This is a genomic window from Sphingobium terrigena, from assembly GCF_003591655.1.
Taxonomy (GTDB): Bacteria; Pseudomonadota; Alphaproteobacteria; order Sphingomonadales; family Sphingomonadaceae; genus Sphingobium; species Sphingobium terrigena.
The window spans coordinates 12,144-39,078 of the sequence record NZ_QVRA01000032.1 but is presented as its reverse complement, the minus strand read 5'-3'; the positions used below and the strand labels follow the sequence as shown (position 1 = coordinate 39,078).

Sequence of the window (26,935 nt, the reverse complement as noted above, 5' to 3'; positions counted from 1 at the left end):
ACGGTTTCTACAACACCCGCCGCCGCCATTCATATCTGGGAGGCATCAGCCCACTCGCGTTCGAAGCCAAGGTGGCATAATGAGATAGGTGACCAGCGCAAAACCGTTACAAGTCCAAGGTGTTCGACACTATCGGCCGGATCGCGAAAATATGCCGGATCGCGAAATCCCCATATGCCATGCGCCGGAGCCGTGGCCTGATCCGCAATCTTGTACCAGTTCCCGTCAGCCGCCACAGATTCCACAGGCATGGTCCAGTCCGAAAGAACCGGTTGATCGCGATCGAGCTGAAAGCGACACTGTGCCTCGAACAGACGTTGTTCGAAGCTGTGGTTGCCACCTCGGCGGCCTGCGGCGGTGAAATAGAGCGTCAGCCTGTCATCATCGAGGATCGAGCAGCCGGACCATTCACGAGTGCCCGGGGTCAGATTTTCCGGCAGCACCCATCCATGATCCGTCCATCCCTCGGTCACCCGACTCGTCAGGCGGATGCGCGCGACGTCGTGGCGACCTTCAGGATCGCTTTGCTGTGCGGCTGCAAGGAAGAACCAGAAAGTGCGACCGTCGACCGACACAGTGGACCCATCAGGCCAGGCAAGCTGCCACATGTCCCACACGTCCAGTCCTGCGACGACCGCCTTCTGCTCGGCCGGATCGATTAGAGGTATCCGACTGCCAGGTCGCGCCGCAGCGGCGGCGATGCCCTCTTCCGACCAGTGCATTGAGACCCGCTCCTGCGCATTAGAGGTATCTCCCTCCCCATTGTCTCCACGCGATGCCGTCATCCTAACCCCATCTGCCTTGTCCGTAGTCTTGATCCAATGCGATCACAGAACCGCTTGCAATCCATTGCAATGCCGAACTGCGGCAAATTCCAAGGGAGGATGTAGGATGCGACTCGCACTGGCACTGACAGGCTGCGTTTCTATGATGTCATTGGCTACGGCGGCGAATGCCCAGGCAGGCAGCCTGGTCGAGACCGGGAACAGGCAGGCGCCTGCCAACGCCGATGCAACCGGTTCCGCAAACGAGATCATCGTCACGGCATCCAAGCAGGGCGAGCAGACGCTGCAGAAGTCGCCGCTTGCCATTCAGGCTTTCAGCGGTGAGGCGCTTGCGTTGAAAGGCGTCAAGGACAACGGAGAACTGATCGCGCTTATCCCCGGTGCCGCGCCGCTGGAGCAGGTCGGTTCGTTGTTGAGGGCCTATTCCTTGCGGGGGTCGGGCGCGGGCGGTGCCGTCGGCGATCCCCTGATCGGCTATTATCTGGACGACGCGCCATTCGCGATTCCGAATATTGGCTTCGCGCCGCCGGTGCGCTTCCTCGACCTCGACCGGATCGAGGTTCTGCGCGGACCGCAGGGTACGCTCTATGGGCAGGGTTCAATGGGCGGCACGATCATCTACCACACGCGCGACCCCAATCTGAGGCGCGCGGAGGCGCAGTTTGACACGAACCTGTCCACGACCAGGGAAGCGGGCGGACTGAACTACGGAATTGCAGGGGCCGTATCCGTCCCGATCGTGAAAGACACACTCGCGCTGCGCGTGAGCGGCGGCTACGACCATCGGGCCGGCTATGTCGACGTCTATAGTGGCGCGGCGTACTGGGGCGCCGCGGGCCAAGGATGCCAACTACATCAACAACAGCGACGTCCGCGCGACATTGCTGTGGAAACCCTTTGACAAGTTCCAGGCGCGCGCCCAGATCTGGCATTTCGAAGGCAGGCAGGGATATACGCAGAGCCTGAATTCGCTCAATCCGCCGGTCATCACCAATTATGGCGGCGTCAAGGGATTCGAGCAGAGCAATTTCGAGCTCTACAGCCTCAGTATGCAATATGATCTGGGCTTCGCCACCCTTTCGAGCAGCACATGCTATCTGAACGGGAACACCGGATATCTCGCTGCGGTGGCGCCCGACTCGCCGCTCGTCAATCGCTATCCATCTTATAATTTCTCGCAGGAAACACGGCTCACTTCGAACGGCCCCGGACCGTTGCACTGGTTCATCGGCTCGATCTATTCAAAGGCCAAGGGAACCTTCAACTTCGACCTCAATCTGGGCGGCATTCCATTCGTGTTCGGCGATACGATCACACGGACCAAGAGCTGGGCGGTGTTCGGCGAGGCAAGCTATGATCTCTTCGACGGCAAGCTCGTTCCGCTCGTCGGGCTACGCTATTTCAACGATGATCGCCGATCGGTGAATGACCAGACTGTGCTCGGAACGCGCGCCGTCTATCCGGGCGGCGCCAAGGCTAGGATCACCACCTGGCGCGCCAACCTCTCTTATTATCCGAACGATGATCTCACCATCTTCTTCAATGCCGGCACCGGCTTTCGCAGCGGCATCGTCCAGTCGCAGTTCCAGGTCGATGCCCTGGCAAAGGACGGGATCATTTCCAGCCAGGGCGTGCGGCCGGACCGGCTGATCAGCTACGAACTGGGACTCAAATCCCGCCTGGCGGGCGACGATCTGCAGGTCGGACTCAATCTCTACTCCGTCAGGTACAAGAACCTGCAGTTGGGCCTGAATACGTCCACGCCCTTCATTCCGGGCTTCGCAACACTGGGCGATGCGCGGTCCAACGGCATCGATCTGGAAATCCATTGGAAAACGCCGGTCCAGGGACTGGCGCTTGGCTTCACCGGCAATGTCAATGACTCCAAGTTCCTGGACGTCAATCCGCTGGTCGCGGCAGGCGCCGGCGCGATCCGGAAGGATGGCAGGATGTTGAACACCGCGAAATTCAACACGCGGGTCGATTTGGACTACAACCACCCGATCGGTGACGATCTCGATCTGGTCATGAACGCATCCGCCTCCACGGGCGGCAATCGCCTGATGAACGATGGCTAGATCGTGCCGTCCTCGACACTGTTCGCGGAATCGATCGGGGTGCGCAAGGGCGACTGGAAACTGTCTCTGTTCGGAGAAAATCTGGGGGACAACAGGCGCCCGACGTTCGTGCGGAACTCCACCTAGTTCGCGGGCCCCTTCCCCCGGACCATCGGCCTTCGCCTGACTGCCAGCATCAAATGAAGCTGCAGCTGTTCGGCGTCCGGTTGCGGAAAAGCCACTGACACAGGCGAGTTGACACGGTCGCCAAGTGCGGAGCGCAATTCCCGCGAAGCAAGGCCGAGCGACAGGGCGCGGTCGGCCTGTTATTGACCAGCTGTTGGAGATTGGGGTCGCGCCGGGGCCTCATTTCTCCTCTCGCCTGCGGAGATCGTGCTGTTGAATCACGAAAAGATCAGTCATGTCGTTGGCACCTCAAAGCCACCGCTCCTGGAGTTGACGATCGGGGAGGCTCTCGAACGTGCAGCAGAGCGGTGGAGCGGCAAGCCTGCTCTCGTGTCGCGTCACCAGGATGTGCGCCTCACCTGGCTCGAGTTGAAGCACGCCGCTGACACGTTCGCCCTCGGACTGATCGGCTTGGGGATAGAAGCGGGAGACCGCGTCGGGATCTGGGCACCCAATTGCGCAGAGTGGACGATCGTCCAGCTCGCGACGGCGCGCGCCGGGATCATCCTGGTCAATATCAACCCGGCATATCGCACGGCGGAGCTGGAATACACGCTGCGCAAGGTCGGCGTAAAGGCGCTCGTCTGTGCCGAAAATTTCAAGTCGAGCGACTATGTCGCGATGGTCGAGACACTCGTACCCGCGCTGCATGATGGCCCGATCCACTCTGTCGAACTTCCTGCATTGAGGCACGTCATCAAAATCGGTGGCGCGCAACGGCCGGGCTGGCTGACTTTTGCCGATGTCATCGACATGGGGCAGAGCCGCTCGCCCGGTGAGCTCTCCGCCCTTGCCGCCGGACTTGATGCCAACGACGCAATCAACATCCAGTTCACCAGCGGGACGACCGGTCGTCCCAAGGGGGCGACGCTGTCGCATCGCAACGTGATCAACAATGCCTATTTCGTGGGCATCGGCATGGGCCTGCAGGAAGGGGATCGGCTCTGTGTTCCCGTACCCCTCTACCATTGCTTCGGTATGGTGATGAGCAATCTCGCCTGCCTCGTGCACGGTGCTACCATGGTCTACCCGTCGGCGGGGTTCGACCCGGTTGCCGTTCTGGAGACGGTCGAAGCTGAACGCTGCACGGCGCTCCACGGGGTGCCGACGATGTTCATCTCCGAACTCGAGCATCCGGATTTCGAACGCTACGATCTTTCGTCATTGCGCACGGGAATCATGGCCGGCGCGATCTGTCCCATCGAGGTGATGAGCAAGGTCATGGACCGGATGCACATGCCGGACGTGGGCGTCGCCTATGGAATGACCGAGACAAGCCCGGTCAGCTTCCAGTCCGCACCGTCCGATCCGGTGGAGCGGCGCGTTTCCACAGTTGGACGAGTCCAGCCTCACCTTGAGGTGAAGGTCGTTGATCCTGCGAGGGGCGTGACTGTCCCGAGAGGCACCGCCGGCGAGCTTTGCACGCGGGGCTATTCGGTCATGCTGGGATACTGGGATGATCCCGATCAGACGGCCGAAGCAATTCAGGACGGCTGGATGCATACCGGTGACCTCGGCGTGATCGACGAAGAAGGGTACGGGCGCATCGTCGGGCGGCTGAAGGATATGATCATCCGCGGCGGCGAGAATATCTATCCGCGCGAGATCGAGGAATATCTCTATCGCCATGATGCTGTCGAGGATGTGCAGGTCATCGGCGTTCCGGATGCAAGATTTGGCGAGGAGATTTGCGCCTGCGTGCGAATCCGGTCCGGCAAGCACCTCACCGAGCAGGACATGATCGCCTTCTGCCGCGGGCAAATCGCTCACTATAAAATACCCCGCTATGTGATATTCCTCGATTCCTATCCGATGACGATCACGGGCAAGGTCCAGAAGCATGTCCTGCGCGAGATGATCATCGACGAACTCAGCAACCGCAGATGAGCGGACGAAACGGACTTTTACCTCTTTCTCAGCGCACTCTGAACGCTGGACAATTACGTCTTTCCAAGTCACGTCGATCATGATGGGAGTAAATCGGATAAAATGGCAGTCCGGGGGACGGCCATCCGATTTACTCGGCGGCGCAAGTCGCCGCAGCGATGGAGACTGACATGACCAGCGCCGATCTCGGCCACCTCGTCTATCGGGACATGCCGACCACCATTTTCGAGCATATGTCGGCGCTGGCGCGTGAGACGGGGGCGATCAATCTGGGGCAGGGCTTTCCCGACGCGCCGGGACCAGCGGACATTTTGAACGTAGCGGCCGACGCGCTGCTGAGCCGGTCCAACCAATATCCGCCGATGGCCGGCCTGCCTGAATTGCGCGCGGCGGTGGCGAGCCACTATGCGGCGCATCAGGGGCTGGCGTTGACCGCGCAGGAGGTCATCGTGACATCCGGCGCGACCGAGGCGATTGCCGCGACCCTGCTGGCGCTGGTGCAGCCGGGCGATGAGGTGCTGCTGCTGGCTCCGCTTTACGACGCCTATCTGCCGTTGATCGAGCGGGCGGGCGGCGTGGCGAAGGTCGTGCGGCTGACCCCGCCGGAATGGCGGATTACGCAAACGGCGCTGGAGGCAGCAGCATCGCCGCGCAGCCGCTTCCTGCTGATGAACAATCCGGTCAATCCTACCGGCATCGTCCTGCGCGAGAGCGAACTGGCGCTGCTGGCGCGTTTTTGCGTCGATCGCGATCTGATCGCCATATGCGACGAAGTGTGGGAGCATCTGACCTATGACAGGGTGCGCCATCATCCGCTGATGGCGCAACCGGGAATGCGCGAGCGGACGGTGAAGATCGGGTCGGCGGGCAAGATTTTCTCGCTCACCGGCTGGAAGGTCGGCTGGATGTGCGCCGCCCCGCCGATCGCGACTTTGCTGGCGCGCGCGCACCAGTTTCTGACCTTCACGACACCGCCCAACCTGCAATGGGCGGTGGCCAAAGGGCTGGCCAAGCCGGCCTTATGGTTCGACGCGATGCGCGCGGACTATCAGGCGTCGCGCGACCGGCTGGTGACGGGATTGACGGAGGCGGGATTCGTCCTGCTGCCCGCCCAAGCGACATGGTTTGTCTGCGTCGATCTGCCCGCCAGCGGCATCGCCATGGATGACGTCGCCTTTTGTGAGCGCATCGTCCATGAGGCCGGGGTGGCGGCGATTCCGATCTCCGCTTTCTATCCCGACGAACCCGTCACCCATCTGGTCCGGCTGTGCTTTTCCAAGGCGGACGCGGTGCTGGATGAAGCGGTAGCGCGGCTGGCCGCGTTTCGCCAACGGGCGGTTGCGGCGGGTGGCGAAGGGCGCTAGGTTCCCTGTTCGTTCCAGAAGGGGTGTTCATGGAAATCCTGCCGATCCTGTTGATTATCGTTGCGCTGCTGATCGGACTGGCGGTCGGCTGGCTGCTGCGCGGCAAGGCGCTTGGTCCCATGATGGCGGAGAAGGCGGAATTGGCGGGTCGGCTGGACCTGACGACCAGCCAGCGTAACGGTGCGATCAGCGAGCTGGCGGTGGAGAAGGAGCGGGTCGCGCAGGCGGCAGCGGCAGCGCAGCGGCTGGAGGTGGCGCAGGCCGCGCTGACCCAGCGGCTCGACGCGGTGCAGGCCGAGCGGGAGGCGGCGCTGCGCGAGCTGGCGGCGCTCCAGTCCGATACGCAGGCGCGCGCAGAGGCGTTCGAAGCGCAGATCGCGGCGCTCAAGGATGCCAAGGAGCAATTGTCGGCCCAGTTCAGCGAGATTGGCGGCAAGCTGCTGGGGGAAGCGCAAAAGACTTTCCTCGACCGTGCGGACCAGCGTTTTGCCCAGGCGAACGAGAAGAGCGAGGCGCAGCTCAAGACCCTGTTGTCGCCGGTGGAAACGACGCTCAAACGCTATGAGGAAGGGTTGCAGCGGGTCGAGAAGGACCGCGTCGGCAGCTATGCCGAACTGCGCGAGGCGGTGAGCCAGGTGCAGCTAGGGCAGGGGCAGGTGCGTGACGAGACCGCCAAGCTGGTCAATGCCTTGCGCGCCGCACCCAAAACGCGGGGCCGCTGGGGTGAGCAGCAGTTCAAGAATCTGATCGAGACGGCCGGCCTCTCCCCCTTCGTCGATTTCAGCGAGGAAGTGTCGGTCACGGTGGAAGATGGCCGGTTGCGGCCCGACTTCATCATCCGCCTGCCCGGCGACCAGCAGATGGTCGTGGACGTCAAATGCTCGCTGGTCGCCTATCTCAATGCGGTCGATCAGGTCGATCCGGCGATCCGCGACGCGCATATGGCCGACCATGCCCGCGCGATGCGGACCCATGCCGACGCGCTGGGGCGCAAGGCCTATTGGGAGCAGTTCGACAAGGCGCCCGATTTCGTCATCATGTATGTGCCGGGCGATAATTTCGTCACCGCCGCGCTGGAAGCGGACATGGACCTGTGGGAACGGGCGGCCAAGAACCGGGTCATCATCTGCGGCCCGGCGACCTTCCTGCCGCTGGCGCGCACGCTGGCGGGGCATTGGCGGCAGGCCAAGTTGCAGGATCAGGCGCGGCAGGTCGGACAACTGGGCAAGGAGCTCTATGAGCGGCTGGCGGCGGCGGCGGGATCGCTCAAGAAGCTGGGCAACCGGCTGCATGGCGCGGTGGGCGATTATAACGCCTTTGTCGGCAGCTTCGAGAGCCGGGTGCTGGTGACCGGGCGCAAGTTGCGCGACCTCAATATCGAGACGGGCGGCAAGGAACTGGAAGAGCTGGCCCCAGTCGATGCGCTGGTGCGCGATCCGGCGTCGGCGGAGGCGTTGCGGGCGTTGCCGGACGGGGTAGAGTAAATAGACATTGTTCCGTTCGTTTCGAGCGTAGTCGAGAAACGTTCAGCGCAAGTTTCTCGACTACGCTCGAAACGAACGGATGTTGTGTTAGCCGCGTGTCGCCGCGCCGCTCGCCGCCCGCACCCCCGCCCGGTTCCGGCGGGCGAGCTCGCGCTTCAGATCTTCCGGGCGCGGGGCGACGAGGAAGCCGAAGCTGACCGTGCCGTCCTTGGTCTCCACGACATGGTGCAGCCGGTGCGCCTGGACGATGCGCTTCATGTAGGGGGATCGGGCGACGTAGCGGTTCTTCACCCGCTGGTGGACGATAATGTCGTGGAAGCCCAAATAGATCGCGCCATAGGCCGCGATCCCCGCGCCGCACGCGGTAGCCAGATTGCCCCAGCCCCATTGCACGCCGCCCAGCAGCAGGATGATCGAGGGCAGGGCGAAGATCACGAAATAGAGATCATTGGCTTCCCAAAACCCCAAGCGCGGGCGGTGGTGACTGGCGTGCAGGAACCAGCCCGGCCCGTGCATGACCCAGCGGTGCATGACATAGGCAAAGCCCTCCATCGCAGCGACGGTGGCGATAAAGACGAGGACAGGCAGCAGGATCGACATGGCATCCATATAGGCGGGCAGGGGCGACGGCGCGACCCGTAAAGCTACGGGGTGGCCGAAAGGTCGGGGGCGGTCGGCTGCACGGGTGCGGTGTGGATCACCCGCTGGGGATAGGGGATGGTGATGCCATTATCCCTGAACAGGTGCCACAGTCGGTTGAGGACGTCGGACTTCACATTGCTGACGCCGCCCTCCGGGTCGCTGATCCATACCAAAATCTCATGATCGACGCGGCTGTCGCCAAAGCCGATCAGCCAGACATTGGGTTCAGGTTCGCGCAGTACCCGCTGGCAGTCGAGCGCGGCTTGCCGCATCAGGCTCTGCGCCAGTGTCAGGTCGCAATCATAGCCGACCCCCACCGGGATGCGGACGCGGACGTTGCGGTCGGAATAGGACCAGTTCTCCACCTCCTGCGTCATGAGGTTTTCGTTGGGGATCAGATGTTCCTTGCCGTCGCGGGTGATGACGCTGACGGCGCGGACGCCGATCTTGTTCACCCAGCCGAAACTGTCGCCCACCACGATGACGTCGCCCGGCTTGATCGACCGGTCCATCAACAGGATGATCCCGGCGATGAGGTTGCCGAAGGTTTTTTGCAGGCCGAAACCGACGGCCAGACCCAGCGCGCCGGAAAAGACGGCGAAGGCGGTCAGATCAATGCCCAGCAGATCGACGCCGATGAAGAAGGCGGCGACGATGACGGCGATGGCGGCGAGCTTTTGCGCCAGCAGCTTCTGGGTCGGATCAAAGCCGTCGGTATGGTCGATCGACCGGCCGATCAGCCGGTTGGCGAGGCGCACGAGGGCGAAGAGGGCAACGCAGGTGGCGGCGATCGACAGCAGGCCAAGCAGGGTGACGCGCCGTTTGCCCAGGCTGATGCCCACCGTGTCGAGCATCGCGCCGACCGGGGCGAGGCCGCCGCTGGTGCCGGACACGATGCTGAGGAACAGCAGCAGCGCGAGGGGCAGCGCGGCCCAGCGCGGAATGGCCAGTGTGCGTAACGCATAGGCGGCGAGCAGTGCGACCGAGAGGCCAAGGCCGATGCCCAGAATGAGGTGGCCAACCGAATTGTGCGGCCAGAAAGCAGCGGCCACGCCGATCAGCAGCGCCGAGAGCGCATAGCGCAGCATCGCCCGCAGCCGTTGGGTGAAGGCAGGTCCCATGACATGGGTGCGGGGATGCAGGCGCGGCGCGATGAAGCGGGCAAAGCCCGCGGCGGCAAGGTGCAGCAGCAAGGCGAGGGCCAGGGCGATCAGCGGATGGATGATGCCGCTGTCGTCCGGCACATGGGCCAGCAACCAGTCGATGCCGGGCATCATCCCTAGCCCCCGTCGCGGACGGCGCGGAAGCGGGCGAGACCGGCGTCGAGATCGGCGATCAGGTCGGCGGGATCTTCCAGCCCGATATGGAGGCGGACGGTCGGGCCTTGCGCCTGCCAGACGGTCGCGCTGCGGTAGCGGGCGGGATCGACGGGGAGGGCCAGGCTCTCAAAGCCGCCCCAGCTATAGCCGATGCCGAAATGGGCGAGACCGTCGATCAGGGCAGCGCGGGCGACGTCGTCCCCGCCGTTCAGTACAAAGCTGAACAGGCCGGTCGATCCGCTGAAATCGCGCCGCCACAGCGCATGGCCGGGGCAGTCGGGCAAGGCGGGGTGGAGGACGCGGGCTACCTCCGGCTGGTCCTTTAGCCAATGGGCGATGGCAAGGGCGCTGTCCTGATGCTGTTTCAGGCGCACGCCCAAAGTGCGCAGGCCGCGCGAGGCGAGCCACGCATCGTCGGGGCTGACCATCTGGCCGAAAAGATAGGCGGTCTGGCGGATTTTGCCGAACCAATGGTCGGTCGCGGTGACGCTGCCCATCATGACGTCGCTATGGCCGACGATATATTTGGTGCAGGCGAGGATGGAGATGTCGACGCCGTGGGACAGGGCCGGGAAATAGAGCGGGGTCGCCCAGGTGTTGTCCGCCAGGGTGACGACGCCATGCTGGCGGGCGAGGGCGGTGAGGGCGGGGATATCCTGCACCTCGAAGGTCAGGCTGCCGGGGCTTTCGAGGAAGAGGGCGCGGACCCGTTCATCGGCTAACCCGACACTGAGCTGGACAATGTCACAGGGATCGTAAAATATCGTTTCGATACCGTAACCATTCAGCATTTGCGTGCAGAAATTGCGGGTCGGGTCATAGGCACTGTCGACCATCAGCAATTTGTCGCCGGGCTTCAGCACCGCCATCAGCGCGCAGGCGATCGCCGCGACGCCCGACGGGAACAGCATCGTCCCCGCCGCGCCCGGCTCCATTTCGGTGAGCGCGTCGGCCAAGCTCCAGGCGGTCGGCGTCCCCTTGCGCCCGTAGAAGAGCCGTTCATGCGTGCTGCTGCCCGCGGCACGGCGCAGATGGGCGACATCATCGTAAAGGATGGTCGAGGCGCGCCAGACCGGCGGGCTGACGATGGCACCGGGCTGGCCGGGCATACCGGTCCATTCGGGCTTGCGCCCCGCCTGCGCCAATCTGGTCAGCGGCTTGCGGTTATCGTCGTCGCTCATGCCGGGCCGGTGGCCTTGGGCGTGGCGGGATCGAAACCCCATTCGGACCAGCTGCCGTCATAGAGGGTGACGTCGCGCTGCCCCAGCAGTTCTAGGCCCGCCAGCAGGATGGCAGCGGTGACGCCGCTGCCGCAGGTGGTGATGACCGGGCGGTCGAGATCGATCCCCGCGTCCGTGACGAGTTGGCGCAGATCGTCGCCCTTCTTCATGCTGTTGTCGGGGTTGAAGAGAGCGGAGGAGGGCAGGTTGCGCGATCCGGGGATATGGCCCGACGCCATGCCGGGGCGCGGTTCGGCTTCCTCGCCCGTGAAGCGGCCCGCGCCCCGCGCATCGAGGACTTGGGCTTGGCTGGTGGTGAGGTTGGCGATCAAATCGGCCTTGGTGCGGACCTGACCGGGCGCGCGGCGGGCGACGGCGTTGCCGGGCGTGGGGGTGACGAGGCCGGTCTCCGTGGGGCGTCCTTCGGCGACCCATTTGGGCAGGCCGCCGTCGAGGATCGCGGCGGATACGCCAAGGCCATAGAGCCGCATCATCCACCAGCCGCGCGCGGCGCTGTGGGTCGGGCTGTTGTCATAGACGATGATGCGGCTGTCGGCGTTGATCCCCAGCGCCTGCGCGCGCTGCGTCATCAGCGCATCGGGTGGCACCATGCCCGGCGTCGGATCGTCGGGGTCGTTGAGGCTGGGCAAGTCCATATAGGCTGCGCCGGGAATATGGGCGGCCTCAAACTCGGCGCGCGGATCGCGCGGGGTGCCGGGCAGGAACAGGCTTGCGTCCAGAATGCACAGGTCCGGCTTGCCCAGTTCAGCGGCCAGCCAGTCGGTCGAAACGAGAATGTCCATGCGATGCCCTTTGGCCTGATTTTCCTATCTGTAGAACGCGCAGGACAGGCAGGGAAGGGGGGTCAGGACGGGACCAGTTCACCCGCGGCGCGGGTGGCGGCGCGGCGATATTGGCGCGGTCCCTGGTCCAGGCGGAAGGGGGCGAGCCGTTCGGCGGGTGGCTCCTGTTCCTGCCCCAATATGAAGGCGCGGGCGGTGCGGCCATGGCCGAGCGGTTCAGCCTCCTCCGGTCCCCAGCGATAGCTGGCGTCGAAGGCGGCGAGCGGGATGAGCAGGCTGCGCTGGCCCATCGTCACCGGCACGATCTGGTCGGGCATCAGCCGCAACTCGCCTATCAGCCGCCTTGTTTCACCGGGCATGATCGACACGGCGGCATGGAGCGGCAGGCCGCTTTGCTGGGCGAAGAAGCTCTGAAGCAAGGCTTGCTGCTGCGCCCCTGCATTGCCGATGATGCCGCGCACCAGCACATCCTGCGCCGGGGTGTCGCCGCGATTGTGGAGCAGCAAAATATAGCCGACCGTCATGCCCATCAGCGAATAGCGCGCCTGGGTCAGGTCCAGCGCCATGTCGAGCCAGGGGCGGTCGGGCGCGTCGGGGATAGCGGCTACGGGCGCGGGTTCGGGTGCCGGCGCGGGCTGTGGGGCTGGCGCAGGTTTGGGCGGGGTTGGAACGGGGACCGGTGCGGGCGGCGCGATCTCGACTTCGGCTTCGTCCTGCGCGGGCTGGCGACGGCCGCGCAGCAGGAGGGCTGCGACGAGGGCCAGCAGCGCGAGCACGCCCCCGATGATCCAGGGCCAGGGGGTGGCGTTGGTCGGCGCGGGTGAGAGTGGCGCTTCCTCAGGCACCGCAGCGGCAGGGGTGGGGGCAGGCTCCGGCGCGGACTGTGGTGTTGGCGCTGGGGCCGTGACCGGGCTGCTTTGATTGTCGGGGGCTGCGCGTTCCGCTTCCGCTGCCGGGCGGGGGGCGGGCTGGGCTGCGGTGGCGCGTGGCGTGAGCGCTGGCGCGGCGCGCTGCGCCGGGACTTGTGGCGCAGGCTGGGCAGGCGCGGGTGTCGGTGTTGGCGTAACCGTCGGCGCGATCACCGGCGGCGTAGTCGTCGCGGGCGCGCGGAACACATCCAGTTCCGGGCCTTGCTGGCGGGGATTGGCGAGCTGCGGCGCGCTGGAGGGCGGCAGGGTGAATATAGGCGCGGCCTCCTCCGCCTGCTGGGCATGAGCGGGCAGCGCAAGCAGCAACGGCGCGGCGAACAGGAACGAACGATGATACCCCATGGGTCGAGCCAAGGCACAAGAGCGGCTGAACCGCAAGTGAACAATGAGAAGCCGATGACACCAGCCGTGCAATCGCGTAGGGGAGCGGCATGACCGACCCTGCCTTGACCCCGCTCCATCTGGGCCAGACCAGCGCCCTGCCCACCCGCCCGGAAGAGGCGGTGCTGGACTATGTCCCCAACCCCCGGCCCGGCCGTACCTATCTGGTGCGCTTTGCCGCGCCGGAATTTACCTCGCTCTGCCCGGTGACCGGCCAGCCCGATTTTGCCCATCTGGTGATCGACTATGCGCCCGGCGACACGATCGTCGAATCCAAGTCGCTGAAACTGTTTCTGGGGTCGTTCCGCAACCATGCCGCCTTTCACGAGGATTGCACCGTGGGCATCGGCGAACGGCTGTTTACCGAGATGAAGCCGGTGTGGCTGCGCATCGGCGGCTATTGGTATCCGCGCGGGGGCATTCCCATCGACGTGTTCTGGCAAACGGGCGCGCCGCCGCAGGATTTATGGCTGCCCGCGCAGGATGTGCCGGGCTATCGCGGGCGGGGGTAAAACCCCCTCCGTTCGAAACCAACGGGTGTTGAGGGAGCATCGCGCGCGCTTCCTGTTGGACGAACGCACAACAATGTTCGACCAGCGACATTGAGACACCATATCATGGCGTGACCGATGCAGCGAAACCGGTTATTCCGCGTTTCATCACGGTGCCGGTCCGATCGGACCCAAGCCTGCCTGACGTGTCGGAGTCTGAAACCCTATGTCGCTTGCCAAAATCCTGCCGCTGCTGATCGCAGCCGCGCCCATCGCCCTTGCCACGCCTGCGCTGGCGCAGCCCGGTCCTGCCGCCGGTCCCGCCGCTGGCATCACCACCCAATTGCCGCGCGGCGCGGTGCCAAGCCATTATGCGATTCAAGTGACGCCCGATGCGGCGAACCTGAAATTCACCGGCAAGGTGACGATCGACGTCATGGTCAGCACGGCGATGCCTGCTCTGGTGCTGAACGCCGCAGACCTGACTTTTGGCGATGTCATGCTGACCCCCGCCAAGGGCAAGGCGATCAAGGGCAGCGCCAAGGTGGATGCGGACGCGCAGACGGTGACGCTGGATTTCGGCAAGCCGCTGGTGCCGGGCCAATATAAGCTCGCCATCGCCTATGCCGGTGTCATCAACACGCAGGCGAACGGGCTGTTCGCACTCGACTATACCAATAATGAGGGGCAGGCGAAGCGCGCCCTGTTCACCCAGTTCGAGGCACCCGATGCCCGCCGTTTCGTGCCGAGCTGGGACGAGCCGAGCTATAAGGCGACGTTCGACCTGAGCGCGATCATTCCGACGGGCGAACTGGCGGTCGGCAATATGCCGGTCAAGACGACCAAGGATCTGGGCGGTGGCAAGACCCAGGTGACGTTTGGCACGTCACCCAAAATGTCGTCCTATCTGCTCTTTTTTGGTCTGGGCGAACTGGAGCGCGCGACCAAGATGTCGGGCGCGACCGAAGTGGGCGTGATCACCGGCAAGGGCAATAGCGGCAAGGCGGCGCTGGCGCTGGATGCGTCGGCCAGCATCCTGCCCTATTTCAACGATTATTTCGGCACCCCCTATCCGCTGCCCAAGCTGGATAATGTCGCAGGGCCGGGCCAGAGCCAGTTTTTCAGCGCGATGGAAAATTGGGGCGCGATCTTCACTTTCGAGCGCGCGCTGCTGGTCGATCCGCGCTTCACCTCCGAAGCGACCAAGCGCCGCATTTACGAAACCGTCGCACATGAAATGGCGCATCAATGGTTTGGCGATCTGGTCACGATGGCCTGGTGGGACGACCTGTGGCTGAACGAAGGGTTCGCCAGCTGGATGGCGACCAAGGTGACCGACAAGCTGCAACCCGACTGGGAAATGCTGCTGACCCGCGTGGACGGGCGCGAGGCGGCGATGAGCCTCGATTCGCTTAGCACCACCCATGCGGTGGTGCAGAAGATCACTACCGTCGATCAGGTCAACCAGGCGTTCGACGCCATCACCTATCAGAAGGGTGAAGCAGTCATCACCATGCTGGAGGGCTTTGCCGGCGAGGATGTGTGGAAGAACGGCATCCGCAGCTATATGAAGGCGCACGCCTATGGCAACACCGTGACTGACGATCTGTGGAAGGCGGTCGAGGGTGCCGGAGCCAAGGGGCTGGTGAGCATCGCCCATGATTTTACCAGCCAGCCGGGCATCCCGCTGGTGACGGTCGAGAGCGCCCAATGTCAAAGCGGGCAGACGGTGCTGAGCCTGAGCCAGGGTGAATATAGCCGTGATGCCAAGGGCAAGACGCCGCTCAAATGGAATGTGCCGGTGATGGCGCAGACCATTGGCGGCGCGCCGCAGCGGCTGATTTTGCAGGGCAAGGGGCAGATGGTGCTGCCGGGTTGCGGTGCCTATGTCGTCAATGCCGGGCAGACAGGCTATTATCGCTCGCTCTACCCCGCCGCCAATGTGCAGGCGCTGGCCAAGGATTTCACCAGGCTGGCGTCGATCGACCAGACCGGATTGCTGGCGGATAATTTCCAGCTGGGGCTGGGCGGCTATCAGCCGATCGGGCTGGCGCTGGACCTGATCGACGCGGTGCCGGTTTCGGCCAGCCCCGCCGTGCTGGCGGAGGTGCCGGGCTATCTCGACAGCGCCTATGCCATGCTGGAAAGCGACAAGGCGGCGCAGGCCAAGGTTGCGGCCTATACGTCGGCCAAGCTGACCCCGGCGCTGAGCGCGATCGGCTATGACGCCAAGGCGGGCGAGGGCGCGCAGGTGCCGGTGCTGCGCTCCGCGCTGATCTCCACGCTGGGCGATATGGGCGACAAGGCGGTGGTGGCGGAGGCCAACCGGCGCTTTGCCGCGCTGGCAACCAACCCTGCCGCGCTCGACGGGCCGCTGCGCAATGTGTGGCTGGCGATCATCGCGAAGAATGCCGATCAGGCGACCTGGGACAAGTTGCGGGTGATGGCCAAGGGCGCGAAGAGCGATCTGGAAAAGAGCAGCCTGTTCGCGCTGCTGGGCGCGGCGAAGGATGAAGGGTTGGGTGCCAAGGCGCTCGACCTGGCGCTGACCGACGAGCCGGGCAAGACCACCAGCGCGGCGATCATCGCGCAGGTCGGGGCGGAGCATCCGATGCTGGCGGTCGATTATGTGCTGGCGCACCGCGCGCAATATGAAGCGCTGATCGACGTGTCGGCGCGGAGCCAGGCGCTGGCGCGGCTGGGCGGCGGGTCGGCCGACCCGGCGATGGCGACCAAGCTGGACGCCTATGCGACCCAATATCTGACGCCCGAATCGCGCAAGGTGGTCGATCGCTCGATCGCCGCGATCAAGACGCGGATCGAGACGCGGACGCGGCTCAAGGCACCGCTGGCGGCCTGGTTTGCCGCAAAGAAATAAGCGGGAAGGGCGGTGGCGCGATCCACCGCCCTTTTTGATTTAGAACAGGCGCCGTTCGCGGGCGGCGCGTTCCAGATCATCGCGGAAGGCGGGATGGGCGATGGCGATGAGCGCGCGGGCGCGTTCGGCCAGGCTTTTGCCCTTCATGTCGGCCCAGCCAAATTCGGTGACGATGATGTGAGTGTCGGTGCGCGGCGTCGTCACCGGGCCGTCGAGCCAGGGTACGATGCGCGACACGCTGCCCTTGGCGGCGGTGGAATGGCAGGCGATGATCGACCGGCCACCCTTTGAAGCATAAGCGCCGCGCACGAAATCGAGCTGGCCACCGGTGCCGCTATATTGGCGACCGTTCATATATTCTGAATTACATGCACCGCTCAGATCGACCTGAAGCGTGGCGTTGACCGACAGCATCCGGTCATTCTGCGCGATGATGTGGGGGGCGTTCACATGCTCGACCGGATGCGCTTCGAGCGCGGGATTGTCGTGCAAAAATTCGTAAAGTGGCTGGTCGCCCATGGCGAAGGTAAAGACCGACTTGCCGGGATGCAGCGTCTTGGCGCTGTTGTCGACGACCCCGGCCTGGATCAGGCTGACGAGGCCGGGTGAGAGCAGTTCGGTGTGGATGCCAAGGCGGCGGTGGCCCATCAGCGCGGCGCACACCGCATCGGGCACTGCGCCAATCCCCATTTGCAGGCAGGCACCATCCTCCACCATTGTGGCGATAATCGCGCCGATCGCTTCGTCCGTGGCATTGCGGGGGAGGGAGGGGATTTGCGGCAGCAGCGCATGATGTTCGACCAGGGCGGTCACGTCCGACACATGGACCAGGCAATCGCCATGGACATAGGGCATGGCCGGGTTGACCTCCACGATGAGCCGTGCGCCGCTGCGGGCGACCGCCAGCGCATAGTCGGTGTCGGTGCCGAGGCTGAAATAGCCGTTGGCGTCCATTGGCGAGACGGTCGTGATCAGCGTATCGACGCCGATATGCTCGGTCAGGGCGCGGGGTATCTGGTGGAAAGGCACCGGCAGCAGTTCGGTGAAGGGCGCGGTGCCGCCCGCGAGCAGCGCGTCATTGGCGCGCTCCAGACCGCCATGGAACAGGCTGACCCGGCGGATGTGGTCGCCAAGGTCCGGGGCGAGGATGGCCGCGGCGGACGCGGCTGGCGCAAGCATGGCATAGAGGATGGCGTCGCCCAGTGCGCCGGCGCGGACCCGGTCGGCCAGCGATGCCGCCAGCGCAGGCGGGAAGCTGACGGCGAGACCGGCGACGATCTTCGCGCCGTGCGGGATCAGCGCTACGGCCCGGTCCGCCGTCATACTTTTTGCGGTGTAGAGGTTGTCGATCGTCATGGCTTCTCCCCGGCTCATCTGCGCCTTGTCGACTGATGAGTCGGGGAGCGCAATCCATCATTAGGGGGATACGGGTGCCACCTTCATTGCGGCAGGCCGAGCGCTTTCACGATATCCTCCCACGCGACCAGCTTGAAATTCTGCGCAGCCGCCGCGTTGTGGCCGTCCTGTGCGATGAACAGGCCGCCGGGGAATTGCGGGCCGAAATCGCCCAGCATCAGATCGATACCGTCGGTTTCTTCCGATCCGCCAATCGCGCCATCGACCACGCGGAAGCGGCCGACATAGGCGTCGTCGGACAGGCGATAGGCGACATAGGCATTGTCGCCCTGGCTGGAGACGAGGACATAGCCGTCCTTCTCGCCCATGGGGGCGATGGCGACGCCTTCGGCATCTATGACCAGATTCTTGCCGTCCGCCGCCGCGATCTGCACTGGCGTGGTCGGGCCGGTCGCGCGGGCGTCGAAGCGCCACAGGCCGACATCTTCCTCTGCGACATAGAGACGTCCCGTGCGGTCATCGACGGCGCAGCCTTCCGACTGGGTGCCAAGCTTTAAGGTGCGGACGATGCGACCCGTGGGCGTCGCCCCGGACGTATCGAGCGCGACCTGATTGATCGTGCCGTCCTTCAGCACGATGAAGGCATATAGCCCGGCGGTATCCGACCCCATGCAGATGCCATAGGCTTCGCCCGCGCCGCCATCGACCTTGCCCAGCGCAGTCAGTTTCGCTGTCGCGGGATCGAGCCGGAACAGGGCGATCTTCGCGCTGGTGACGGCGTTGCGGTCGCTGGCGGCGACCAGGATGCCGCGCTGGCCGTTGATGCTCACCCCATCCTTCAGATCGACATTATTGACCCGGCCCGCGTCCAGAAAATCGCGCACCTTGCCGTCGAGGCCATAGACATAGAGGCCCGCTTTCTTGTCGGTCCCCACGATCAGGCTGGCGGCGGGATCAGCCGCGTTGCGCCAGATCGCCGGATCGTCCGCCGCATCGGCATTGGTGGTGCCGACCGGGGTGGTTTCGCCGCGCGCAGTTACGGAAACGGCAGGCGTGGCATTGGCGATGCGAACAGCGACAGGCACTTCGGTTTCAACAGTGGTACAGGCCGATAATGTAATAAAAGTGAAACAGGAAATCATCGAACTGTAATATTTATTTCGCGATATAGTCACCAACGCCTCCTAGCGGCCCATTCAGACGGGCTAGATACAAGAGATAGTCCGATCGTCAATGTATCTGTTAAATGACAGGGGGACTATATGGTCGCGAATAAGTGGCTGATGCTGGGTTGTGCTTCGCTTGCACTGATGTCGGCTCCTGCCGGTGCGCAGGCACCTGCTGCCGCTGATGAAGTTGCGCGGACCGACGGGCCGATCACCCAGGCCGCCGACATCGTCGTTATCGCCGGGATCGGTTATCGCGACCGCACCGACACGCCCGAACCCGTGCTGAAATATGGCACCGGCTATTTCCAGCGCTTCGAGCCGCTGACCGCAGGTGATGCGCTGAAGCGCGTCCCTTCGGTCACCTTCCTGTCCGACGTGATCGAAAGCGACGCGCCGCGCCTGCGCGGCCTGCCGCCGGGCTATACCCAGATTTTGATCAATGGCGAGCGCGTCCCCGGATCGTCCGCCGACCGCAGCTTCTTTCTCGATCGTATTCCCGCAGAGCTGATCTCCAGCGTCGAGATCGTCCGCTCGTCCTCCGCGCGCCGCACGGGTGATGCGGTTGCGGGCACGCTCAACATCAACCTGCGCGACGGCTATGAGCTGAATGGCGGCTATGTCCGCGCGGGCGGGCTTTATTATGACGACAAGGAAATCGAGCCGAGCTTGGGCCTGGTCTGGGGCGGTCAGGTCGGTCCGGGTCGCCTGCTGCTGGGCGCGAATTTGCAGGGGCGGCATAACCCCAAGCAGAAGAAGAGCCTGCGCTATGGCGATTCGCCGGAAAACAACGCCGATTACGCCACCGACGATTTCGACAATCGCGAGGATCAGAGCGATACCCGCGATGGCAAGGATTACAGCTTCAACGGCACATATGAGATTGACGCTGGCGACACCAATTTCAAGCTGAACGGCTTTTATGTCCGCACCGACCGGACCGAGACCGAGCGCAGCTTCGAATATGACGACGCCACCGCCATCACCGGCCCGGTGCCGACCGGCAATTTGCTGACCGACAATGCCAATGTCGCCAAGATCGATCAGGAGAATTTTTCGATCGACGGCAAGCTGACGCAGCAGTGGGCGGCGGGCAAGACATCGCTGCGCGTGGGCTATGCCAAATTTATCGAGGATCGCCGCGAAACCGAATATGAGATTGGTTTCGATGTCGATGAGGGCGACGACCCGGAATTTGAGGGTGCGCTGACCAGCACTGCGATCAAGGATCGGGAATTTTCCGTCAAGCTGGAGCATGAAATCCCCTTGAACGACACGATGAAGTTCGTGTTCGGTGGCTTCTATCAGGACAAGAATCGCCGTACCGGCATCTTTGAGGCCGAACAGGAAGGCACGGGTAGCTTTGCATGGGACCAGTTCACCCAGAACCCCACCGATCTTGCCACCCCCTTTGACGATGTCGAGGCGATTGATGGCGGCGACAACCGCATCAAGGAAAAGCGCCGCGACGGCTTCGCCCTGATCGAAGGGGATAGCGGCAGCCTGAAATGGGAAGCGGGCTTGCGCTATGAACATACCAAGGTTCGCATCAGCGACTTTACGGTCGCGGCCGCGATCGCCGATCAGGAAAGCGACTATGACGCCTTCCTGCCGTCCGCGTCGTTCAAATATTCGCTGACCGACCATGACCGCATCATCGGGTCGGTTGCCCGCACGCTGCGCCGCCCGGAATTCAACTATCTGACGCCAGCCGTGCTGGAAGAGGAAGTGGGCGACAGCGATCTGCTGGGCAATCCACAACTCGGCCCGGAAACAGCCTGGGGCTTCGATATCGGCTATGAACATCGCATGGGGTCGGGCGGCATTTTCGGCGTCAACTTCTTCTATCGCGACGTCAAGGATCTGATCGAGCTGACCAATACCGGCGAAGAAGGGTCGGAAGGCGAAGGCACATTCGTCTATCAGCCGATGAATGTCGGCAATGGCAAGGTGTGGGGCGTGGAGTTCGACCTGTCGACCGATCTGGGCTTTGTCGGCCTGCCCAACACCGGCATTTTCGGCAATCTCTCCCTGCTAGACAGCAAGATTACCGATGGGCTGGGCGAGCGTCGGTTCAACGACCAGTCGAAATATGTCTATAATTTCGGCTTCATCCAGGATTTCCCGCAGGCAGGCGCGGCATTCGGCGCGACCTATCGCAAGCAGGGCAGTGCCTTTGGTCGGGTGATCGCGGAGGAAGTGACCACCACCTATGGTGCGGACCTGGAAATTTTCGTGGAAAAACGGATCGGCAAGACCTTCACGATCCGCGCGGTCGGGTCCAACCTGCTGAACGGCGCCAAGCGCGAGACGTTCAACAAGTTCGACAATCTGGCCGACCAGATCGACCGCGATTTCGACGAATATGAGCTGGAAAGCGAAAAGGCCGGACCCGTATTCCAGATCATGGCGCGTTACGCCTTCTGATCATCGGTCTGCTTCTGCAAAACAGGAAAGGGGGCTGCGGCGGACGCAGCCCCCTTTTTTGCGTCAGGCGGCGGTGTTGAGATAGGCGGCGACGGCATCGACGCTGTCGCCCACCGTATCGACCGCTTCCTCCAGCTCCTCGCGCGACACGTCGAACCGGCGGGTCCAGTAATCGACCGCCTCGGCATCATCCAGGCAGACGTGGCTGGCGTCCGGCGGCCCTGCCTGGCTTTGGTCGTTGATCATCGTTGCGCCCGTCTGCTGAGTCTTCTTACAGCATCAGCAATGCACAAATGGCGATCCATGTCCGCTTCCCTTTAGGACAGGTTTTGGCCTTCAGGACAGGGGAGCGGACGCCCAGCGGCGTAGCTTGGCGTAGAGGCCGCCGATCACCAGCACAAAGACCAGGATGGAGAGCGGCACCGCCCAATGGCTTTCCCCGACCAGCGCCAGCGGTGCGTCACTGTCCGTCGCCGCGACGATCCCGGCGAAGGCGACGCCGAACAGGCTTTCGCCCACGATGAAGCCCGTGGCCATCAGCACGCCCATCCGCTCGGCAAATTCGGGGTGCGACTGGCGCAACGCCCAGCGGTTGTAGAGATGGCCGATCACCGCGCCGACCGGGATCAGCAGGGTCAGCGCCATCGGCAGGTAGATGCCCATGCCCACCGCGAGCGGCGGCAGGCGCAGCTTGCCTGCCTTGCCCAGCAGTTCGTCGACCAGCACCACAACCGCGCCGATCCCAGCGCCAATGCCGATCAGCCCCCAGTCGAGATCGCCGCCCAGCACGCCCTTGGCCAGCGCAGAGATAAGCGCGGCCTGCGGGGCGGGCAGTGCGTTCGGCCCGGCACCCGGAGCGCCCGCGAAACCGAAGGCGCTGTTCAAAAGGTCCAGCACCGGCGGGATCACCAGCGCGCCAAACAGCACGCCCAGGATCAGCGCGATCTGCTGCTTCCACGGGGTCGCACCGACCAGCTGGCCGGTCTTGAGGTCCTGGAGATTGTCGTTGGAGATGGTGGCTATGCCGAACACGATGGCGGTGGTGAACAGGGCGTAGGCCACGAGAGCCTGACTGCGGTCCGGGTCGCCGCCCGATCCGTAGATCGCCGCCAGCATCAGCGACGCGCCCAGCACGGCGAGGATGCCGACGCCCGAAATCGGGCTGTTCGACGCGCCGATCAGGCCCGCCATATAGCCGCAGACCGACGCGATGACGATGCCCGCGACCAGCACATAAGCGAGCGTCAGCGCGATCACCGGAATGGGATTGGCCGCGATCGGGCCGCCCTGCGCGAAAATCCAGAGCAGCACACCGATGGGCAGCATCGATGCGATGATGGTGCCGCCGACAATGCCAATCGGCAGGTCGCGTTCGGTCAGTTCCAGCAGCCCGGCATTACCCGCCTTGCGCGTGGCGTTGGCGACCAGCGCGGAACGGATGCCGCTGACAATGGGGCCGAGAATCTTGAGCAGGGTCCAGATTGCGGCGACACCGATCGTGCCTGCGCCGATGAAGCGTGCCTTCATGCGGAAGGTGGTGCCGACCAGCTCTGCCAGGTCCGCGCCAGCGGGGACGGGCGTGGTCAGATAGGGGACGATGCCGACCCAACTGATCAGCAGGCCCACGAACATGGCAACGCCGACCGACAGGCCGACCAGATGGCCCACGCCGATCAGCGCCATGGAGAAGCTGGTCGACATCGACGTCGCGCCAGCGCCGAATTTGAAGAAGGTAGCGGCTTCCTCGGCCAGCAACTTGGTCTTGGCGATGATGGAGAAGGCGGCGGCGGCGAGCGCGCTCAGCAGGATGGCGGACAGACCGCGCTTATTCTCTTCTTCGCCCAGGCGCGATCCGGCGCCGACCTTGAGCACTTCGGCGGCAGCGACGCCTTCGGGGTAGGGCAGGTCTGATCCGGTGACGAGCGCGCGGCGCAGCGGCACCGAATACATGACGCCCAATATGCCGCCCAAGGCGATGGTGCAGGCGGACAGCCAGTAGGGAAAACCCTGCCACCAGCCGATGATGACGAGGCCCGGCAGCACGAAAATGATTGCGGACAAGGTGCCGGCGGCCGATGCGATGGTCTGGACGATGTTGTTTTCCAATATCGTGCCGGTGGCGAACAGGCGCAGCACCGCCATGGAGATGACGGCGGCAGGAATCGAGGTGGCGAAGGTCAGCCCGATCTTGAGGCCCAGATAGACGTTGGCGGCAGTGAAGATCAGGGTGATGAGCGCGCCGAGGATGACCCCGCGCAGCGTCAGTTCGGCCATCGCGCTGGCCTGTGCCTTCTCCATTGTCACCCTGAATCCCCTTGGCTTGGCGCTTGTCGTTTCGACTTGTAATAATGTTGCTTGGTTTTGGATCAATCGGAAAGTGCGATCGGGTGGCTCAACTGGCCTTTCTGGTGGCGCTGGCCGCAGGGGCTACGCGATCGAGCCAATTGTCGATCAACTGGGTCCAGCGCCGATAACCCTGCGGGTTCATGTGCAGCCCATCGGGGCGAAACAGCGAGGCGTCGGGCAGGCCGTCACGCGCCAGCAAAACGCTCCCGACATCAAGATAGGTGAAGCGATCCGCCCCGGCGCGCTTGGCAATCGCCTGATTGACCGCTGCCATTTTGGGCCACAGCGTCCAGCGGATCGGGCTGGGTTTCAAAGACAGGAAAGCGATCGGCGCGCGTGCATAATCGGTGCGCAGCCGCTTGAGCAGGGTCAATATGTCGTCGGCCACCTTGTCGGGACTCGCGCCTGCGGCCAGATCATTTTCGCCGACATAGACGACGATCGTGCGCGGCTGGATCGGCGGCAGCAGGCGGCGATAATTGCGCAGCACATCGGGCGTGCTGGCCCCGCCAAAGCCGCGATTGACGGTGGGAATGTCGGTAAAGCTGGCCGCTATGTCCCACAGGCGGATGCTGGAACTGCCCAGGAACAAGGTCGCGCCGTCCACTGGCGGGCTGGTGGCATTGGCTTTGGCAAAGGCCTCAATCTCCCGCGCGAAGGGGAAGGCCGGGTCGGCATTGGGCGGCCGGTCCTGCGCCTGCGCGCCGCCCGCCCCGGGCAGCGCGAGCGCCAGCAGCAAGGCTGCGATCGCCCTAGTGGCGATGGAGCGGGCGCAGGCGATATTTGCCGTCCGCATAGGCACCGAACATGCCGGTAATGGCGGGATGATCGACCGGCTCGTCGCTGTCGTCGCTGACCAGATTCTGCTGGCTGACATAGGCGACATAGCTGGATTCGCCATTTTCGGCGAGCAGATGGTAGAAAGGCTGCTGCTTGTCCGGCCGCGCATGTTCGGGGATGGCCTCATACCATTCCTCGCTATTGGCGAACACCGGATCAATGTCGAACACGACGCCGCGAAAGCCGAACAGGCGGTGCTTGACGACATCGCCAATGCTGAAGCGGGCATGGACAATCGGCGGGGCAGTTACACCGGTGCCGAAAATCTGAATCGTGTCTCTCATATGTCCAATTTAGGAGTGTTCGCCGGTCATACAAGAAAAATACCAACAAGGCTGCTTGGCAAGGCGGGAATCATTCGCTAATGGCCGCGCTCGACCCGGTTGGGACGGACTTTTCCTGTGTGAAAAGCCGCATGTCCCGGCCTTCTGCGGAGAGGTGGCAGAGTGGTCGAATGCACCGCACTCGAAATGCGGCGTGCCGGTGACGGTACCCAGGGTTCGAATCCCTGCCTCTCCGCCAATAGCCTGTCCTTCCACATCCGTTACGAATCACGAAAGCCCAGCATTTCTGCGGCTTACAGCGTGATTCGCATCCACTTGCATCCCTGCCCGTCCACCGGTGACCGATTGGAAATGTGGGAAAGAATGTGGGAGAATTGGTGGCATGGGAAAGCTCTCCGCTACCGCTGTGAAAGCAGCAACGCGCCCCGGACGGCTCGGCGATGGCGACGGCCTGTTTCTTGTGATTCAGCCCAGCGGCGGCAAAAGCTGGGTGTGTCGGGTGCAGAAGAATGGCACCTGGCGCGACTTTGGTCTGGGCAGTGTATCCAAGGTTTCGCTGGCGACAGCCCGGGAACGGGCGAGGGAAATCCGCACTTGGGTCGAGCTTGGGCTGGACCCGATATTTGAACGGCGCAAAGTGCGGGGAATTCCCACATTCCGGCAGGCGTCCGCCAGGGTGATTGCCGCCAACAGCAAGACATGGCGGAACGAGAAGCATGAGAAACAGTGGCTTCAGACGCTCGAAACCTACGTGTTTCCTCAGATCGGCGATTTTCAGGTTCATGAGATCACCGGCCCGATGATCCGGAACCTATTATCCGACATCTGGCTCACCAAGCCAGAGACAGCGCGACGGGTCCGGCAGCGTATCGGCACCGTTCTCGATTGGGCTTACGCCTCGGGCTATCGTGAGACAGAAGCGCCGATGCGCGCGATCACGAAGGGGCTTCCACGACAGCCCAAGCAGGATGGGCACTTCGCGGCTATGCCTTATACGAAGGTATCCGCGTTCATGGTCAAACTGACGGAGCGAGAATCCTTCAGTCGTCTTGCACTGCGCTTTGCCATCCTGACCGCCGTGAGATCCGGCGAAGTTCGAGGGGCGGTATGGGAAGAATTCGACCTGGGCGAGAAGCTCTGGACCATACCGGCAACACGCATGAAAGCGTCGCGCGAACATGTCATTCCCCTGTCTGCACCGGCGCTTGCAATTCTTGAGCGATGCCGGGAACTGCGGATCGGATCGCGCTCGCTTGTCTTCCCTGGAGCCAGAGGTGACGCGCCGATGAGCGACATGACGCTCACAAAATTGCTCCGAGAGATGAAGGAGGACGTGACGGCCCACGGGTTTCGCTCGGCTTTTCGGGACTGGGTCAGCGAGGAAACCGAACACCCCGGTGAAATAGCGGAGGCTGCCTTGGCGCACCGGGTCAAGGACAAAACAGAAGCTGCATACCGGCGCGGCAACCTCCTTGAAAAAAGACGAAAGCTGATGGATGAGTGGGGGGCATATTGCTTGAAGCGATAGCCCAGAACCCAAGCCTCACCCGCGAGCGCGCATTCATTCCAGAGGCGGCGCGAATAGTCAGTTTTACAATCCTATACGCCCATAACGGGCCGATTTCGGAATGTCGCCTTACCGGCGGGTAAGAGGGGATAGCCGCCAGTCCTCTTTAGGGCAGGCGACACGATCGTGGGCGCAAATAGCTGCCTGTCGCCCATCGACCATTCATGCACGCTCGCTGCCCAACAGACATTCCCTCAAAGCAGACGATCATGTCAGGCTATATGGATATATTGCTGCCATAAATGCTTCCAGAAGTGTGCTCACGTATGGATTGGTGAGGAACTCAATGCGGGGACCATCGGAGAATTTGGAGTGAAGGAAAATGGACATTAAGCGGCCACGTCTGTTCGCGTCCAATGCGAATAACGAGGTCATCGCCGTTCTTGCCACACCCTTCATCCCACCAAATAGCGGGGATGGGTGGGAAGCGGTAATCCGATGGATCGCGGCTTTTGATGCCGACGTTGCCGCCGTGTCCGTAGCGAGCGTACGCGCAGAGGTACAACTAGCAACCGGCGTTTCA

General features: G+C 63.4%; 21 protein-coding genes and 1 tRNA gene. 10 read left to right on the top strand and 12 right to left on the bottom strand.

Going from position 1 to position 26,935, the window contains the following annotated elements; all coding sequences use genetic code 11:
* Positions 1-29: 29 nt before the first annotated feature.
* The gene (locus D0Z70_RS21515; RefSeq protein ID WP_239019070.1) at positions 30-722 is read right to left on the bottom strand and encodes a glycoside hydrolase family 68 protein; all 693 of its coding nucleotides are present in this window, start codon (positions 720-722) and stop codon (positions 30-32) included.
* A 169-nt stretch (positions 723-891) separates the two neighbouring features.
* Between D0Z70_RS21515 and D0Z70_RS21510 the strand changes: the two genes are divergently transcribed.
* The 5 genes from D0Z70_RS21510 to D0Z70_RS21490 all read left to right on the top strand — a co-directional run bounded on the left by D0Z70_RS21510 (position 892) and on the right by D0Z70_RS21490 (position 7,763).
* Complete coding sequence (locus D0Z70_RS21510) at positions 892-1,686, top strand: TonB-dependent receptor plug domain-containing protein (protein WP_182914069.1); 795 nt, start codon at positions 892-894, stop codon at positions 1,684-1,686.
* Positions 1,595-2,863 (top strand): TonB-dependent receptor domain-containing protein, encoded by a 1,269-nt coding sequence (locus tag D0Z70_RS21505; RefSeq protein ID WP_147418814.1) that lies wholly within the window; start codon positions 1,595-1,597, stop codon positions 2,861-2,863. The genes D0Z70_RS21510 and D0Z70_RS21505 overlap by 92 nt, the downstream gene beginning before the upstream one ends.
* A gap of 372 nt (positions 2,864-3,235) precedes the next feature.
* Entirely contained in the window at positions 3,236-4,915 is a 1,680-nt protein-coding gene (locus tag D0Z70_RS21500) for an AMP-binding protein (RefSeq protein ID WP_220475686.1), read from the top strand.
* A gap of 170 nt (positions 4,916-5,085) precedes the next feature.
* Entirely contained in the window at positions 5,086-6,279 is a 1,194-nt protein-coding gene (locus tag D0Z70_RS21495) for an aminotransferase (RefSeq protein ID WP_420820398.1), read from the top strand.
* 29 nt (positions 6,280-6,308) lie between these two features.
* Complete coding sequence (locus D0Z70_RS21490) at positions 6,309-7,763, top strand: DNA recombination protein RmuC (RefSeq protein WP_119749978.1); 1,455 nt, start codon at positions 6,309-6,311, stop codon at positions 7,761-7,763.
* An 87-nt stretch (positions 7,764-7,850) separates the two neighbouring features.
* Here D0Z70_RS21490 and D0Z70_RS21485 read toward each other — a convergent pair whose 3' ends face one another.
* The 5 genes from D0Z70_RS21485 to D0Z70_RS21465 form a co-directional block, all read right to left on the bottom strand.
* Positions 7,851-8,363 carry a sterol desaturase family protein gene (locus D0Z70_RS21485; RefSeq protein ID WP_182914068.1) on the bottom strand — a complete coding sequence of 171 codons (513 nt, stop codon included), beginning with the start codon at positions 8,361-8,363 and terminating at the stop codon, positions 7,851-7,853.
* Positions 8,364-8,407: 44 nt separating this feature from the next.
* Positions 8,408-9,682: a mechanosensitive ion channel family protein gene (locus D0Z70_RS21480; protein ID WP_119749974.1), complete on the bottom strand. Its 1,275-nt coding sequence runs from the start codon at positions 9,680-9,682 to the stop codon at positions 8,408-8,410.
* A gap of 2 nt (positions 9,683-9,684) precedes the next feature.
* Positions 9,685-10,905 carry a cystathionine beta-lyase gene (gene metC, locus D0Z70_RS21475; protein ID WP_182914067.1) on the bottom strand — a complete coding sequence of 407 codons (1,221 nt, stop codon included), beginning with the start codon at positions 10,903-10,905 and terminating at the stop codon, positions 9,685-9,687.
* Positions 10,902-11,747: a sulfurtransferase gene (locus tag D0Z70_RS21470; RefSeq protein ID WP_119749970.1), complete on the bottom strand. Its 846-nt coding sequence runs from the start codon at positions 11,745-11,747 to the stop codon at positions 10,902-10,904. The genes metC and D0Z70_RS21470 overlap by 4 nt, the downstream gene beginning before the upstream one ends.
* Before the next feature lie 62 nt (positions 11,748-11,809).
* Positions 11,810-13,018, bottom strand: coding sequence for a hypothetical protein (locus D0Z70_RS21465; protein ID WP_119749968.1), 1,209 nt, complete (start codon positions 13,016-13,018; stop codon positions 11,810-11,812).
* Between the two features lie 89 nt (positions 13,019-13,107).
* Between D0Z70_RS21465 and queF the strand changes: the two genes are divergently transcribed.
* Both queF and D0Z70_RS21455 read left to right on the top strand, forming a co-directional pair.
* On the top strand, positions 13,108-13,569 hold the full coding sequence (queF, locus tag D0Z70_RS21460; RefSeq protein WP_119749965.1) for a preQ(1) synthase: 462 nt from the start codon (positions 13,108-13,110) through the stop codon (positions 13,567-13,569).
* Between the two features lie 205 nt (positions 13,570-13,774).
* Complete coding sequence (locus D0Z70_RS21455; RefSeq protein ID WP_119749963.1) at positions 13,775-16,426, top strand: M1 family metallopeptidase; 2,652 nt, start codon at positions 13,775-13,777, stop codon at positions 16,424-16,426.
* Between the two features lie 39 nt (positions 16,427-16,465).
* Here the strand turns inward: D0Z70_RS21455 and D0Z70_RS21450 are convergent, their stop codons facing one another.
* Together D0Z70_RS21450 and D0Z70_RS21445 are read right to left on the bottom strand one after the other, a co-directional pair.
* Positions 16,466-17,782 (bottom strand): acetyl-CoA hydrolase/transferase family protein, encoded by a 1,317-nt coding sequence (locus tag D0Z70_RS21450; RefSeq protein ID WP_119749990.1) that lies wholly within the window; start codon positions 17,780-17,782, stop codon positions 16,466-16,468.
* An 83-nt stretch (positions 17,783-17,865) separates the two neighbouring features.
* On the bottom strand, positions 17,866-18,924 hold the full coding sequence (locus tag D0Z70_RS21445; protein ID WP_119749961.1) for a phytase: 1,059 nt from the start codon (positions 18,922-18,924) through the stop codon (positions 17,866-17,868).
* 120 nt (positions 18,925-19,044) lie between these two features.
* Here D0Z70_RS21445 and D0Z70_RS21440 point away from each other — a divergent pair, with 120 nt between their 5' ends.
* The gene (locus tag D0Z70_RS21440) at positions 19,045-21,375 is read left to right on the top strand and encodes a TonB-dependent receptor plug domain-containing protein (protein WP_119749959.1); all 2,331 of its coding nucleotides are present in this window, start codon (positions 19,045-19,047) and stop codon (positions 21,373-21,375) included.
* A 63-nt stretch (positions 21,376-21,438) separates the two neighbouring features.
* On the opposite strand, the gene D0Z70_RS21435 is transcribed toward D0Z70_RS21440, so the two are convergent.
* The 4 genes from D0Z70_RS21435 to hspQ form a co-directional block, all read right to left on the bottom strand.
* Positions 21,439-21,621 carry a DUF3606 domain-containing protein gene (locus D0Z70_RS21435; RefSeq protein WP_119749957.1) on the bottom strand — a complete coding sequence of 61 codons (183 nt, stop codon included), beginning with the start codon at positions 21,619-21,621 and terminating at the stop codon, positions 21,439-21,441.
* 90 nt (positions 21,622-21,711) lie between these two features.
* Positions 21,712-23,673: an OPT family oligopeptide transporter gene (locus D0Z70_RS21430; protein WP_420820399.1), complete on the bottom strand. Its 1,962-nt coding sequence runs from the start codon at positions 23,671-23,673 to the stop codon at positions 21,712-21,714.
* 94 nt (positions 23,674-23,767) lie between these two features.
* Positions 23,768-24,517, bottom strand: a complete 750-nt coding sequence (locus D0Z70_RS21425; RefSeq protein ID WP_119749953.1) for a GDSL-type esterase/lipase family protein — start codon at positions 24,515-24,517, stop codon at positions 23,768-23,770.
* Positions 24,474-24,845: a heat shock protein HspQ gene (hspQ, locus tag D0Z70_RS21420; protein ID WP_119749951.1), complete on the bottom strand. Its 372-nt coding sequence runs from the start codon at positions 24,843-24,845 to the stop codon at positions 24,474-24,476. Before hspQ ends, D0Z70_RS21425 begins: the two co-directional genes overlap by 44 nt.
* Before the next feature lie 148 nt (positions 24,846-24,993).
* Here hspQ and D0Z70_RS21415 point away from each other — a divergent pair.
* Positions 24,994-25,083: transfer RNA gene (locus tag D0Z70_RS21415), tRNA-Ser, on the top strand.
* A 144-nt stretch (positions 25,084-25,227) separates the two neighbouring features.
* A complete protein-coding gene (locus tag D0Z70_RS21410) occupies positions 25,228-26,373 on the top strand; it encodes a tyrosine-type recombinase/integrase (RefSeq protein ID WP_119749949.1) in 1,146 nt (381 codons plus the stop codon).
* The last annotated feature ends 562 nt before the right edge of the window (positions 26,374-26,935 follow it).